Origin of the sequence: Streptomyces sp. SID3212 (assembly GCF_009865405.1) — a bacterium.
GTDB lineage: Bacteria > Actinomycetota > Actinomycetes > Streptomycetales > Streptomycetaceae > Streptomyces.
In genome coordinates this window covers 1-14,417 of the sequence record NZ_WWJY01000303.1, presented here as the reverse complement: position 1 = coordinate 14,417, position 14,417 = coordinate 1, and the positions used below count along the sequence as shown (strand labels likewise).

Annotated in this window: 11 protein-coding genes and 1 pseudogene; 7 read left to right on the top strand and 5 right to left on the bottom strand. The window is 72.8% G+C overall.

The window, feature by feature from the left end:
- Window positions 1-203: 203 nt before the first annotated feature.
- The 4 genes from GT042_RS09245 to GT042_RS09230 all read left to right on the top strand — a co-directional run bounded on the left by GT042_RS09245 (window position 204) and on the right by GT042_RS09230 (window position 5,172).
- A complete protein-coding gene (locus GT042_RS09245) occupies window positions 204-2,195 on the top strand; it encodes an Ig-like domain repeat protein (protein WP_161308218.1) in 1,992 nt (663 codons plus the stop codon).
- 114 nt (window positions 2,196-2,309) lie between these two features.
- Window positions 2,310-3,254 carry a sortase gene (locus GT042_RS38885; protein ID WP_161308217.1) on the top strand — a complete coding sequence of 315 codons (945 nt, stop codon included), beginning with the start codon at window positions 2,310-2,312 and terminating at the stop codon, window positions 3,252-3,254.
- A gap of 193 nt (window positions 3,255-3,447) precedes the next feature.
- Window positions 3,448-4,170, top strand: a complete 723-nt coding sequence (locus GT042_RS09235; protein ID WP_345943723.1) for a phosphate ABC transporter ATP-binding protein — start codon at window positions 3,448-3,450, stop codon at window positions 4,168-4,170.
- An 87-nt stretch (window positions 4,171-4,257) separates the two neighbouring features.
- Window positions 4,258-5,172 carry a phosphatidylinositol-specific phospholipase C gene (locus GT042_RS09230; protein WP_161308216.1) on the top strand — a complete coding sequence of 305 codons (915 nt, stop codon included), beginning with the start codon at window positions 4,258-4,260 and terminating at the stop codon, window positions 5,170-5,172.
- 13 nt (window positions 5,173-5,185) lie between these two features.
- On the opposite strand, the gene GT042_RS09225 is transcribed toward GT042_RS09230, so the two are convergent.
- The 5 genes from GT042_RS09225 to GT042_RS09205 form a co-directional block, all read right to left on the bottom strand.
- Window positions 5,186-6,601, bottom strand: coding sequence for a HAMP domain-containing sensor histidine kinase (locus GT042_RS09225; RefSeq protein WP_161308215.1), 1,416 nt, complete (start codon window positions 6,599-6,601; stop codon window positions 5,186-5,188).
- A 32-nt stretch (window positions 6,602-6,633) separates the two neighbouring features.
- Window positions 6,634-7,371 carry a response regulator transcription factor gene (locus GT042_RS09220; protein ID WP_161308214.1) on the bottom strand — a complete coding sequence of 246 codons (738 nt, stop codon included), beginning with the start codon at window positions 7,369-7,371 and terminating at the stop codon, window positions 6,634-6,636.
- 167 nt (window positions 7,372-7,538) lie between these two features.
- Window positions 7,539-8,588 carry a trypsin-like peptidase domain-containing protein gene (locus GT042_RS09215; protein ID WP_161308213.1) on the bottom strand — a complete coding sequence of 350 codons (1,050 nt, stop codon included), beginning with the start codon at window positions 8,586-8,588 and terminating at the stop codon, window positions 7,539-7,541.
- 126 nt (window positions 8,589-8,714) lie between these two features.
- Entirely contained in the window at window positions 8,715-9,737 is a 1,023-nt protein-coding gene (locus tag GT042_RS09210; protein ID WP_161308212.1) for a LacI family DNA-binding transcriptional regulator, read from the bottom strand.
- A 24-nt stretch (window positions 9,738-9,761) separates the two neighbouring features.
- The gene (locus tag GT042_RS09205; RefSeq protein WP_272925697.1) at window positions 9,762-10,682 is read right to left on the bottom strand and encodes a response regulator transcription factor; all 921 of its coding nucleotides are present in this window, start codon (window positions 10,680-10,682) and stop codon (window positions 9,762-9,764) included.
- 284 nt (window positions 10,683-10,966) lie between these two features.
- On the opposite strand from GT042_RS09205, the gene GT042_RS09200 reads away from it, so the two are divergent.
- The 3 genes and pseudogenes from GT042_RS09200 to GT042_RS09190 all read left to right on the top strand — a co-directional run.
- Window positions 10,967-11,821, top strand: a complete 855-nt coding sequence (locus GT042_RS09200) for an alpha/beta fold hydrolase (protein WP_161308211.1) — start codon at window positions 10,967-10,969, stop codon at window positions 11,819-11,821.
- Between the two features lie 86 nt (window positions 11,822-11,907).
- Window positions 11,908-12,162 (top strand): MoaD/ThiS family protein, encoded by a 255-nt coding sequence (locus tag GT042_RS09195; protein ID WP_161308210.1) that lies wholly within the window; start codon window positions 11,908-11,910, stop codon window positions 12,160-12,162.
- A gap of 1,675 nt (window positions 12,163-13,837) precedes the next feature.
- Window positions 13,838-14,417, top strand: a pseudogene (locus GT042_RS09190) (hypothetical protein); the annotation flags it as partial.

Sequence of the window (14,417 nt, the reverse complement as noted above, 5' to 3'; positions counted from 1 at the left end):
AGCGTCACCGTCCTGCCCCGCCTCGCCCTCCCGGAGCGGCTGCGCGCGGCCCTCCCGGAACGGCTGCGGCCGCACCCGCGTCCCTGACGCGTCCCACAGACCGCCGTCCGCCCCGAGAGGAAGTCGGGACGGACGGCTCGCTCCACCTTGCCGGAAAGCCCTGCCCCATCACCCGTCACACCGTCCTCAGCAGGAGAAACACCATGCGCAGAATCCGCCTCACCGCGACGGCCGTCGCCGCCGCCGTCGTGGCCGGTGGCCTCGCCCTGGCGAGCCCGGCGTCCGCCGACCCCACGCCCGCGGGCACCTTCCGCACGCTGGTCGGCGTCGGTTCCGACACCACGCAGGACGTGCTGAACGCCCTGGCCGGCGACACCGTGAACGGTACGGACTACGCGGGTACGGCCGTGAAGTCGGGCGACGCGGGTCTCGCCTCGTACGACGCGATCGAGCCCGGCACCCTCTCCACCACCTCGAAGATCACCACCCGTAAGGGCGGCTCCGCCTTCCTGCGCCCCAACGGCTCGGGCAAGGGCCGTACCGCCCTCACCGACTCGCTGGTCGGCATCCCCTTCCAGGGCACCACCGACGTCATCAAGGGCCAGGTCGACTTCGCCCGCTCCTCCGGCGGCCCCGGCGTCTCCGGCACCAGCCTCACCTACATCCCGTTCGCCCGGGACGCGGTCGGCGTGGCGGTCAAGGGCTCCGCGCTCCAGAACCTCACCATCGCCCAGCTGCACGACATCTACTCGGGTGTCCTCACCCAGGTGAACGGCCAGCAGGTCAAGCCCTTCATCCCGCAGGGCGGTTCGGGCACGCGGAAGTTCTTCCTCGCCGCGATCAACGTCCCGGACGACAGCACGGTCGACCGGATCGCCACCGTCGTCCAGGAGAACCAGGCCGACGACGCCGTCAAGAACAACGGCGACCTCGTGCCGTTCTCCGTGGCCAGCTGGATCGCGCAGAACAACGGCATCGCGCCCGACCACAGCAGGACCGCGGTCGCGGGCGGCGCCTACCTGGCCAGCCTCCAGCTGCCGGGCAACGTGACCTTCACCTCCCCGGTCGCGGTGAAGACGGACGGCAAGCTGACCCCCGCCACGGACTTCTACAACGACGCGACCTTCGGCCGTGACGTGTACAACGTCGTCCCCAGCCGGGCCATCGACCCGACCAGCGTCTTCTACGACAAGGCGCTGTTCGACGTCTTCGTCACCAGCGGCACCCACGAGGCCAAGCTCGCCTCGGACGACGCCGAGGGCGTCATCGCCAAGTTCGGCTTCGTGAACGAGCCGTACAACGGCTCCATCAGCCCCACCAAGCACGCCAAGTTCGGCGGCCTGGAGGACAGCTCCATCTCCTCCGCCCTGCCGGGCACCCCGGTGACGAAGGCCGTCACCGGTGACGGGAGCCTCAAGGTCTCCTGGACCGCCCCGGCGGCGACCGGGCTGCCGGTCACCGACTACCGCGTGGTGCTCACCGACGTCAACGGCGCGGTCGTCCAGAACAAGGACTTCCCCGCCACGACGAAGGCGTTCGAGTTCACCGGTCTGAAGGCCGCGAAGTACACGGCCAAGGTCACGGCCAACAACCTGGTCGGCGGCGGCGCCCCGGCCACGGTCACCACCCCGGTCAAGTTCGTCAGCAAGACCGCGGCCACCGCCGCGAAGGTCGCCTACGGCGTCACCCCGAAGGTCGCCGTCACCATCACCGACACCCACGCGGTCTCCCCGACCGGCAAGGTCACGGTCTCCGAGGGCACGAAGGTCCTCGGCACGGGCACCGTCGTCAACGGCAAGGTCTCCGTCGCGGTCTCCAACCGCCTCTCGGTCGCCACGCACACCCTGTCGGTGGCCTACGCGGGCAGCAGCACCCTCAGCGCGTCCTCGGCCAGTGTGAAGCTGACGGTGGCCAAGACCACGCCGACGGTGACCGTCTCCCACCCGACGACGGTGAGCCACACCGCCAAGGCCAAGGTGACCGCCACGGTCAAGGCCACGGGCATCGTCCCCACCGGCAAGGTGGAGATCCGCGAGGGCACCAAGGTTCTCGCGACCGGCACCCTCAAGGACGGCAAGGTCGTCGTGACCCTGCCGGTCCTGCGCGCCGGCAAGCACACGCTGCACGCGCGCTACACCGGTACGTCCACGACGCTCCCCCGCGACGGCGCGAACTTCACGCTGACGTCCAAGTGACCCACCGCGCCGGGGAGGCCCGCCCGGCCTCCCCGGCGCACCCCGTCAACTCGCTGGCCCGATAAGCCAGTTCACCACCCACCGGAGCACCGCCCGCGAAGGAGGCAGGCCGCCGTGACGGTCGCCGTACAGTCCCCGCCCCGCCCGCCGGGGGCGGAAGCCCCGCCCCGTACGACACCGGCCGCGACACCGGCCCGCGTGCCGCGCGTCCCCCCGGCCCGGCATCTCGCCCGGGGCGCGCTGCTCACCGTCGCCGCCCTCCTGCTGGGGCTGACCGTCCAGCTGCTCCTGATCAGCCCCCTCCAGTACCGGGCCGCCCAGCAGTCGGCGTTCGACACGCTGCGGGCCTCCCTCGCCGAGGGCACCGCGCCGGTCGCCCAGACCGACGCCGGGGGGCACCTGCTGACCCCCGGCACCCCGGTCGCGCTCCTCGACATCCCCAAGCTCCACCTCCGCCGCGCGGCCGTGCTGGAGGGCACCGACTCGCGGGTCCTGAGCGACGGGCCCGGCCACCGCCGGGACACCCCGATGCCCGGACAGGCGGGCACCAGCGTGATCTTCGGCAGGGCCGCCGCGTACGGGGGGCCCTTCGGCGATCTCCGTACGCTCGAACCCGGCGACACCCTCACCGCCACGACCGGGCAGGGCAAGGCCTCGTACCGCGTCATGGACGTACGGGTGGCAGGGGACCCCGCGCCGCCCACACTCGCCCAGGGCAAGGGGCGGCTGGTGCTGGTCACCGCGACCGGTAGCGCCTTCCTGCCGTCCGGCGTCCTGCGCGTCGACGCCGAGCAGGTGTCCGCCGTCGCCGTGACCCCCGCCGCGACCATCGTGCCCGGCTCGATCCCCGGCTCCGAGCAGCCGCTCGCGAGCGGCGACGGCGTCCCGTGGGAGCTGGTGATGTGGCTCCAGGCCCTGGTGGTCGTCGCGATCGCCGCCGTCTGGTCCTGGCACCGCTGGGGCCGGCACCAGACCTGGATCGTGTGCGCCCCCGTCGTGGCCGTCCTGGGACTCCAGGTCGCCGGCCAGGTCACCCACCTGCTCCCCAACCTTCTCTGACCACGAGGTATCCGCCGTGACCGACACCGCCGCACCCCACTCCGCCACGACCGACACGGTCGTCCTGCCCACGATCGAGACCACCACCGCGCCCAGCACCACCACGGGCACCACCACGAACGCGAGCCCGGCCCCGGCCGCCCCCGCCACGCTCGAAGCCCGTTCCGTCTCCGCCTGGTTCGGCACCCACAAGGTGCTGGAACGGGTCTCCCTCACCATGCCCGCCGGTGAGGTCACCGCGCTCATCGGCCCCTCCGGCTGCGGCAAGTCGACGTTCCTGCGCACCCTCAACCGCATGCACGAGCTGATCCCGTCGGCCCAGCTCGGCGGTGAGGTGCTCTTCGAGGGCCAGGACATCTACGCGCCGGGCCGCCGCCTCACCGACGCGCGCCGTGACATCGGCATGGTCTTCCAGAAGCCCAACCCCTTCCCTGCCATGTCCATCTACGACAACGTCGTCGCGGGTCTGCGCCTCACCGGCGTCCGCGCCTCGCGGGGCGAGAAGGACCTGCTGGTCGAGGAGTCCCTCACCCGGGCCGGCCTGTGGAAGGAGGTCCGTGACCGCCTCCGCCAGCCGGGCGGCGCCCTCTCCGGCGGACAGCAGCAGCGTCTGTGCATCGCCCGCGCCCTGGCCGTACGCCCCCGCGTGCTGCTGATGGACGAGCCCTGCTCCGCGCTCGACCCGACCTCCACCCGCCGGGTCGAGGAGACGATCCACGACCTGGCGCACCACATCACGGTCGTCATCGTCACCCACAACATGCAGCAGGCCGCCCGGGTCTCGCAGCAGTGCGCGTTCTTCCTGGCCGAACAGGGCACTCCCGGGGGCATCGTCGAACACGGGCCGACCGGGAAGATCTTCGGCACCCCGGAGGACGAGCGCACCGCCGACTACGTCGCCGGCCGTTTCGGCTGACGTGCGGCGGCCGCCTTCTGCGTGTGACGTGGACAGGTCATAATCCGAGGGCCGTTCCCGCCCGACGACCCGGAGGCGTCCCCCCACATGACCTCGTCCCTCCCCACCCGCCGCGGCTTCCTGGCCGGTGCTCTCGCCCTGTCCGGAACCGCCCTCGTCGGGACCGCCTCGGCCGGCGCCGCCGTCGCCGCGCCGGCTCCCGCCCCGGCCCTCGCCCCTGCCCTCGCCCCGCAGGACTGGATGGGCGGCTTCCCGGACGCGACCCGGTTGCCGTCCCTCACCATCCCCGGCACCCACAACTCCGGTGCCCGCGTGGGCGGTCTGTACGTCGCCTGCCAAACCACCAGCGTCGCCGAGCAGTTGGCCAGTGGCGTCCGGTTCCTGGACATCCGCTGCCGGGCGTTCGAGGGCGCGTTCACCATCCACCACGCCGCGTACTACCAGAACCTGAACTTCGACGACATCCTCGCCCCCTGCCGGGACTTCCTCCGCGCCCACCCCTCCGAGACCATCCTGATGCGCGTCAAGCAGGAGTACTCCGAGGAGAGCAACGAGACGTTCCGCCGCATCTTCGACACCTACCTGGACGGCAAGGGCTGGCGTTCCCTCTTCCGCATCGGCGACGGGCTGCCCACGCTCGGCGAGGCGCGCGGCCGGGTCGTGCTGCTCGCCGACAACGGCGGACTGCCCGGACTCCGGTACGGGGACGGCGCGTTGTTCGACATCCAGGACGACTACGGGGCGGAGCCCATCGCCAAGTACTCCCGGATCGAGGCCCACTTCCGCAAGGCCGTCGCGCAGCCGGGCAAGCTGTTCGTCAACTACGTCAGCACCGCCGCCCTGCTCCCGCCCCGCTGGAACTCCGACCGCCTCAACCCCCAGGTCCACACGCTCCTCGACAGCGCGGGAGCGGCCGGCTGGCGCGGGCTGGGGATCGTACCGCTGGACTTCCCGGCCACCCGGCCCGGACTGGTCGAGTCCCTCCTCCGCCACAACGGCTGAGCGGGCGGGACTCCTACCGCATCTCGGGCGGCGGCGTCTTCGCCCCCGGGATGCGGATCGCCGCCACCGTCCCGCCGCCCTCCGCCGGACGCAGCGTGATGTCGCCGCCCGTCTGCTGGACCGTACGGGCCACGATCGACAGACCGAGACCCGAGCCCGGCAGCGCGCGGGCCGACGGGGAGCGCCAGAAGCGCTCGAAGACGTGCGGCAGATCCTCGTCCGGGATGCCGGGCCCGTGGTCGCGTACGGTCAGCGCGCCCCGCTCGTCCAGCGCGACCTCGACGGTCCCGCCCGGCGGGCTGAACTTCACCGCGTTGTCGAGGACGTTGACCACAGCCCGTTCCAGCGCGGCCGGTTCGGCCCGTACGAACCAGGACGACAGCCGCGCGTCGATCGTCAGGTCCGGGCCGCGCAGCCGGGCGCGTTCGAGCGCGCTCTGTACGACGTCGTGCAGCGCGACGACCTGGAGCGGGCCGGGATCGGTGGCGTCGGGCCGGGACAGCTCCTGGAGGTCCCCGATGAGCGACGCCAGTTCGGTCATCTGGGCCTTGACGGACGCCATCAGCGCCCTGCGGTCGTCGGGCGGGATCGCCCGGCCCGTCTCGTCGCTGCGCGCGAGGAGTTCGATGTTCGTACGGAGCGAGGTGAGCGGCGTCCGCAGCTCGTGGCCCGCGTCGGCGATCAGCCGGGACTGCCGTTCGCGGGACGACGCGAGCGCCGCCGTCATGGAGTTGAAGGCCTGGGAGAGCCGGGCGATCTCGTCGTCGCCCTCCACCGGGATCCGGACGGTGAGGTCCTCGGTCTGGGCGATGTGCTCGACCGTCCCGATCAGCCCGTCGACGGGCCGCAGCCCCGCGCGCGCCACCCACAGCCCGGCCGCGCCCGCCCCGATCACCCCGATGCCGGCGACGGCGGCGAGCAGGAGGGCGAGCCGGTTGAGGGAGTTGTCGATCTCGCTGAGGGGGCGGGACACGGACACGGCGACCTTGGCCAGGACGGGCTGGACGCCGGGCAGGGCGGGCAGGCGGATCACCCCCTGCTGGGTGTAGACCCGTACCGCCGCGCCCTTGTCGGTGGTGCTGTCGTGGAGCGAGGTCTCCCGGACGGCGCTGTCCGCCACGGCTTTGTCCGACGCGTGGACCTTGACCGGTTCCGAGCCCCGCGCGACACACCGCTGGCCGTCCGCGAGGACCACCTGGAAGTTGGCGAAACCGCCGGGGTTGGCCGCGGCCTCCGCGTCCGTCCCGTCGAGGCAGTTGTTGACGGCGTCCGTCGCGGTCGCCGTCAGCTGGGACACACTGGTGTTCTGAAGCGAGTTGTCCAGCTCGCTCTGCAACTGCGCCCGCGTCAGCAGCCAGCAGGCCGCCGCCACCGCCGCGACCGCCACCGCCACCGCGGTCGCCACCAGGAGTGCCAGTCGCGAGCGCATCGGCAGCGCCCGGAACCGGCGTACCGGGGAGATCACTCCTGACCGCCCGCGGCGACCTCGGCACGCAGGGCGTACCCCACCCCCCGCACGGTGTGGACGAGCCGCGGTTCGCCGCCGCTCTCCGTCTTGCGCCGCAGGTACATCACGTACACATCAAGGGAGTTGGAGCTCGGCTCGAAGTCGAAGCCCCACACGGCCTTGAGGATCTGCTCGCGGGTCAGCACCTGTCTCGGGTGCGCGAGGAACATCTCCAGCAGGGTGAATTCGGTACGGGTCAGCTCCACGCGCCGTGTGCCGCGCGTGACTTCACGGGTCGTCAGATCCATCCGCAGGTCGGCGAAGGCGAGGACGTCCTCCTCGGGGACGCCCCCGGTGGCCGCCGCGTACGAGCTGCGGCGCAGCAGGGCCCGGATCCGCGCGAACAGCTCGTCCAGCTCGAACGGCTTGACCAGGTAGTCGTCCGCGCCGGCGTCGAGACCGGTGACCCGGTCGCCGACGGTGTCGCGCGCGGTCAGCATCAGGATGGGGACCTTGGAGCCGCCGGCCCGGAGGCGGCGGGCGGCGGTGAGGCCGTCCATGCGCGGCATCTGGATGTCGAGGACGATCAGGTCGGGCGCGTAGGCGGCGGCCTTGGTGAGCGCGTCGAAACCGTCCACGGCGACCTCGGTCCCGTAGCCGTCGAACGCGAGGCTCCGCTGGAGAGCCTCGCGCACGGCGGGCTCGTCGTCGACGATCAGGATCCGCTGGGGATCGCCTTCGGCGGGACTCATGTCGCTTCTTCCGGCAGGAGGGGCGGGGGACGGGGGGCAGGGCTGCTACCAGCGTCGCACGGCCCCTCGTCTGCGTGGCGTATGTGGTGCGACGACCGGTGCGACGGATGTGACGACCGCCTGTGACGACGCCCTGTGTCAACCGCGTGTGACGACCGCCACGTCCGTCAGTTGCTGCCGCCGTCCCGCAGGCTCGGCAGGTCGGCCTTCACGGTGTCGACGGGGATGGCGAAGCCGAGGCCCACGTTGCCCGCCTCCGCGCTGCTCGTACCGGAGCCGGAGGCGAAGATCGCCGAGTTGATGCCGATGATCTGGCCCTCCATGTTGATCAGCGCGCCACCGGAGTTGCCCGGGTTGAGCGACGCGTCGGTCTGGATCGCCTTGTAGGTGGTGGTCGAGTCCCCGGTGTCCCCGTTGAACTGCTGTCCGCCGAACTGGAACGGCCAGCCGCCGCCCTGGTCCTGCTGTTGCCGCTGCTGGCTCTGGTCGGTCTCCTTGGGTACGGTCACGTCCCGGTCGAGCGCGGACACGATCCCGCTCGTGACCGTCCCGGACAGGCCTTCGGGCGAGCCGATCGCCACGACCTCGTCGCCCACCTTGACCTGGGAGGAGTCGCCGAGCGTGGCCGTCTTCAGGTCGCTCGCGCCCTCCAGCTTGATCAGGGCGAGGTCTTTCGCGGGGTCGGCGCCGACGACCCGCGCCGTGTACGACTTGCCGTCCGTGAGCTGGACCTTGACCGACGAGGCGTCGGCGATGACGTGGTTGTTGGTGACGATCTCGCCGTCGGAGGTGAGGACCACGCCGGAGCCGGTCGCCTCACCCGCGTCGGAGGTGGCGTTGATCTCGACGATCGCGGGGGACACCGCCTTGGCCACGCCGGCCACGGTGCCGAGGCTGCTCTGCGAGACGCTCGCGCCGCTGACGGTCGTGGAGGTGGTGCTCGTGTTGTTGTCCCCGGAGAAGTGCTCGACGAGGCCCGCCGTACCGCCGCCGACCACGGCCGCGGCGACCGCCACCGCGGCGAGCAGTCCGACCGGACCGCGCAGCCGGCGCGCGGCGGGGGTGCCGCTGTGGCCGCCGTGGCCGCCGTGGCCATGGTGAGCGGGAACGTCGGGCTGATACGGGGGAGGAGGGGGGAACGCGGGGTCCCCGAACGCTCCCTGGGGCTGGTGCTCTTCGCTGTCCTCGCCGCCGGTGCGGCCCCAGTAGTTCGTCATGCATATGACTGTCGTGGCCACAGATGAGAACTGGCTGAGGAGCCTGTGAGAAGCCCGACAGAACCCTGTATGCCCGATATAAAGGCCAAGGGTCGTACGGCTCTACGGCTCTACGGCTTCACGGCTCTACGAGCAACCGCACGACCGGCGCACGATCAGCGCCGACGGGAACTGCTTGACCCGTTCCCGGCGCGACCCCGCCACCCGCAGCCCCTCGTCCAGCACCAGGTCCACCGCCGCCCGCGCCATCGCGGGACGGTCGGACGACACCGTAGTCAACGGGGGATCGGTGAGCCCGGCCTCCTTGACGTCGTCGAAGCCCGCCACCGCCAGCTCGCCCGGCACGTCCAGGCGCAGTTCGCGGGCCGCGCGCAGCACGCCGATCGCCTGGTCGTCGGTGGAGCAGAAGATCGCCGGGGGCCGGTCGGGCCCCGCCAGCAGTCCCAGCGCGACCTGGTAGGCGTCGTAGCGGTTGTACGGCGCCTGGAAGAGCCGGCCCTCCACCGAGCGGCCGGCCTCCAGCATCGCCCGGCGCCAGCCCTCGACATGGTCGGCCACCGGGTCGCCGACGGCCGGGGTGTCCTCCATGCCGCCGAGGCAGGCGACGTACGGATGCCCGTGCTCCAGCAGATGGCGGGTGGCGAGTTGGGCGCCGCCGACGTCGTCCGTCACGACGGCGACGTCGTCGAGCGACTCGGGGCGTTCGTGCAGCAGCACGACCCGCGCCTCCCACGCCTCGACCTCGGCCGCCGCGCGTTCGCTCGGGCCCTGGCTGACCAGGATGAGACCGGAGACCCGCATGCCGAGAAAGGCCCGCAGGTAGTGGACCTCACGCTCGTCGCGGTAGTCCGAGTTGCCGACCAGGACCATCTTCCCGCGCTCGGCCGCGGCCTGTTCGACCGCGTGCGCCATCTCCGCGAAGAAGGGCTGCCGGGCGTCGGGCACGATCATCCCTATGAGATCGGTCCGCCGTGAGGCCATGGCCTGCGCCACCCGGTCGGGCCGGTATCCCAGTTCTGTGATCGCGGCTTGTACCCGCTCGCGCGTGGCCGGGGCAACCGGCCGGGGTCCGTTGTTGATGACATAGCTGACGACCGCGGTCGAGGTCCCCGCCAGTCGTGCCACATCGTCCCGCGTCACCTTGGCCACGCGCGGCAGTCTACGCGTGGTGACCTACCTCTTGGCAGGCCGTCCGGCAGCTTCCCTCTCGGCATAGCGCGCGTCGGCGGTCCCGTTGGTGGTTCCGTTGACCGTTCCGTTGTGCCGCGGCTCCTCGGCACGACGGTTCTGTCGGTGGTCCCCACGGTCCTCGGCGGAGGTCTCCGCGCCGCTGTCCGTACGGGCGTCGGAACGGCCCTCCGTACGGTTCCCGGTGAGGGCGGCGGTGGCTTTCGCCTTCGCCTCCTCGGCGGCCCGTTCGACCTTCTCCGGGGTGACGAAGCGGTAACCCACGTTGCGTACGGTCCCGATCAGCGACTCGTGCTCGGGGCCGAGCTTGGCCCGCAGGCGCCGTACGTGGACGTCGACCGTCCGCGTACCGCCGAAGTAGTCGTACCCCCATACCTCTTGGAGCAGCTGGGCGCGGGTGAAGACCCGGCCGGGGTGCTGCGCGAGGTACTTGAGCAGCTCGAACTCCTTGAAGGTCAGGTCGAGGACCCGGCCCTTGAGCTTCGCGCTGTAGGTGGCCTCGTCCACCGACAGGTCGCCGTTGCGGATCTCCATCGGGGAGTCGTCGGCGGAGATCTGCTGGCGGCCCATCGCGAGGCGCAGCCGCGCCTCGACCTCGGCGGGACCCGCGGTGTCGAGCAGGACGTCGTCGATGCCCCAGTCGGCGGTGACGGCCGCGAGGCCGCCCTCCGTCACGACGAGGAGCAACGGGCAGCCCGGTCCGGTGGACCGGAGCAGCTGGCAGAGCGAGCGCACCTGCGGGAGATCGCGGCGGCCGTCGATCAGGATGACGTCGGCACCGGGGGTGTCGACGAGAGCGGGGCCTTCGGCGGGGGCGACCCGCACGTTGTGGAGCAGCAGTCCGAGGGCGGGGAGCACCTCCGTCGACGGCTGGAGGGCGTTGGTCAGGAGCAGCAGAGAACTCATCGCCGCTCACCTGCCCCGGTGGAGCTGGCTTCGTACCAGGCTTCGTGCCTGGCTTCGTACGAGGTGCTGCTGGGGTCGTACACGGTTCGCTTGCCCATTACGTCGGTTCCTCCTCGGTCCCTGCGAGGACGTATGCGGCACTGCTGGTGGTGCGGTGTTCTTCAAGCGGTGTTCGTAATGCTGCGTTCGTCACGCTGTGACATCTGTCTGTAACAACGATCGGAAAACGCAAAAGGACCCGGGGGCTACGTTGCCCGGATCCTCTTCGCAGCAGAATAGCCCACATGTGCGCCTTGGAAGAGGGTCGATACCGCAGTTCATCAGATGCCCCGACCGCTCCGGGGGTCGTACGCAAGATCCTCAGGACGGCCGACGGGGTGCCTCTTGACGCGATGTACGAGCCGTGTACAGCGGGTTTCGCCCAGGATTCGACCGCCGATCATGAGGGGCTCGGGGGCACGGTGATCGTGGTGGCGCACGGTTTCACCGGGTCACTCGACCGGCCCGCGATCCGCCGCGCGGCCCGGGTCTTCGCACGCCGGGCGGCCGTGGTGACGTTCTCCTTCCGGGGGCACGGGGCGTCCGGAGGCCGCTCGACGGTCGGCGACCGCGAGGTGCTGGACGTGGCCGCGGCGGTGGAGTGGGCCCGCTCGCTCGGCCATACGCGGGTGGTCACGGTCGGCTTCTCGATGGGCGGCTCGGTGGTGCTGCGCCACGCGGCGCTGCACGGGGAGCGGCACGGGGGGCGCACGGAAGCGAAGCCGGACGCGGTGGTCTCCGTCAGTGCGCCCGCTCGCTGGTATTACCGGGGTACGGCTCCGATGCGCCGCCTGCACTGGGTGGTGACGCGGCCGGCGGGCCGGATCGTCGGCCGCGTGGGATTCCGCACCCGTATCCATGACCGCGACTGGAACCCCGTACCCCTGTCACCGACCGAAGCGGTCCCCCTGATCGCCCCGACCCCGCTGCTGGTGGTGCACGGCGACCGCGATCCGTACTTCCCGCTGGACCATCCGCGCATGCTGGCGGCGGCGGGCCCGGCGGAGCTGTGGGTGGAACGGGGCATGGGCCACGCGGAGAACGCGGCGGACGAGGCGCTGCTGGGGCGTATCGCGGGGTGGCTGGTGCCGGGGCGGTGAAGGGGTTCGTCCATCATGGAGGGCCGGACGGGCCGACACACGACCGGCCGGACGGGCCGACACACGACCGGGAAGGGAGGACCGTCATGGCAGCGGGAACGATCCGCTACTGGGCGGCGGCGAAGGCCGCGGCGGGGACGGCGGAGGAGCCGTACAGGGCCGACAACCTGGCGGAAGCGCTCGAGGCCGCCCGGCTGAACCACCCGGGCGAGCTGGTCCTGGTGCTCCGGCGGTGCTCGTTCCTGGTGGACGGCGCCCCCGTGGGCACCCGCGGGCATGAGACCGTACGGCTTGCCGAGGGCGGCACGGTCGAGGTGCTCCCGCCGTTCGCAGGAGGGTGAACCGCACAGCATGAGCGACGATCAGCAGAACCCGTACGGACCGGGCTACGACCAGTACGGCCGACCGTACCCACAGGAGCCGTACCGGCCCGGGTACGAGGACGAGCCGCAGGCGGCGAACCCGTACGGGCCGGGGGCCGCGGGCCGGGCGCCGACGGGGGAGCCGTACGGGCCGGGGTCCGGGGGCCGGGCGCCGACGGGGGAGCCGTACGGGCCGGGGGCCGGGGGCCAGGCGCCGACGGGAGAGCCGTACGGAGCCGGCCTCGGGGACCAGGCGCCGTCCCCGCAGGGACAGGGGCACAGCCAGGGACAGGGCGAGGGCTGGGCGGAACCGCAGCAGGCGGGACCCGCGTCGGCGGCGCCGGCGTCGCAGACCTGGCAGGGCCAGACCTGGGACACGCAGTACCAGCCGCACGTGCGGCCCCAGCAGCCCGCCGCGGACACGGCGTACCTGCCGCCGCAAGGCGCGTACCCCCTGCCCCCGGAGACCCCGGACACCACACCGCCGCCCTCGCACGAGCCCCAAGGCCGCCGCCGTCGCCGCCAGGCCCCGGGGCCGGTGACTCCCGCCCAGGGCGCGGAGGGCTACGGCCCCTCGACCCCGGGCGCACACGGAGGCCCCACCGACCCGGGCGCACACCAGGGCCCCACCGGCCCCGGAGCCCACGCGGCCCCCGGCGCCCACCCGGGCCCGAACGCACACGGCCCGTCGCCGACGCACGGAACCCCCAACGGCTACGTACCGCCTGCGCCGCAGGCGGGACCCGGCGGCCAGGGGGCATCCGCCGGATACGGGGCGCATGCCGCCCCCGGGCCGCAAACGGGTTCTCCCGCGCAGGCGGGGCTGGACGGATACGCGGGGCCGGGGGCCCACGCGGGTCCTGCTGAGCACGCGGGGTCGAACGGACACGGGGTGTCTCCCGGGCGGACGGGCTCTGCCGCGTACCCGGGACCCGACGGATACGCGGGGCCTGCTGGTTCCAACGGACACGGGGTGTCTCCCGGACAGGCGGGGCCTGACGGGCGGACGGGGCCCGGCGTGTATACGGGGCCTGGCGGATACGCCGGGCCGGGGGCTCACGCTGGGTCTGCCGGACCTGCGGGTCCCCACGCTCACAGGGGCTCCGCCGCGCAGACAGGGCCCACGGGGTCCACGGGATCTCCCGCGCACCCGGGGTCCGACGGATACGGACAGCCCGGGGCCGCGCACACCGGGCCTGCGGCCCACACCGGGCCTGCGGGTTCGAACGGGCGCGGGGTGTCTCCCGGATACCCGGGGTCCGACGGATACGGGCAGCCCGGGGCTCACGCCCAGCCCGGGGCTCACGCCGGGGCCGGTGGGCACGTGGGGTCCAACGGATATACCGGGTCCGGGGAACACGCCGGGCCCGCCGGGGGTGCGGGACATCCCGGGGGTGCTGGGTACCCCGGGGGGGCCGCCGCACACGCCGGGCCCGCCGGAGCCGCAGGGCTTCCCGGGGGTGCCGGGCAGTCCGGGGGCGCTGGGTACCCCGGGGCCGGGGGCCGTACCGGGGGCGCAGGGTTTCCCGGGGCCGGGGAGCAACCTGCCGTCACCGGGTACCCCGCCGCGCCCGCGCACGCCGCCGCGTCCCCGCAGGGCGGGGCCTTCGACGCGTTCGGGCAGGGCGCGCCCCAGGGCGCATCCGTCGCCGACGGGTACAGCCCGCCCACCACCATGGGCAACGCCCGCATCACCGACGCCCAGCGCGCCCGCGCCGAGGGGCGGTCGCCCATCATTCCGCCCGGCATGCAGCCCGCAGGGCTCACCGCGTTGCTCGGACTGCTCCTCGCCGGTGGCGCCGCCCTCGGCCCGTACGCGCTGCTCGTCCCGCTCGTCCTGCTCCAGGCCGTCACCGCGGCCGGGTGGTTCCGGCTCAACGGCATGTGGCCCGCCCGGCAGGGCATCGCGCTCGCGTTCCTCGGCGGGCTGGTCTCCGACGTCGTCCTGCTGACCGTCGGCAAGGAGAACGGCCCCGCCGCGATCCTCGGCACGCTCGGCATCTGGGTGCTGCTCACGCTCGTCCTCCAACTCCGCAGCCACGCGGGCGCCGACGAGCGGATGCAGGGCCTGATGGCCACCGTCGCCTCCGCCGCGCTCGCCATCCTCGCCACCGGACATCTCGCGGCCGTCCCGGACGCCGTCGTCGTCGGCGCGATCGCCGTCGCCGTGGCGACCGTCGCGCGTGCGCTGCCGCTGCCCGGCGTGGTCTCCGTCGTGGTGGCCCTGCTGGCGG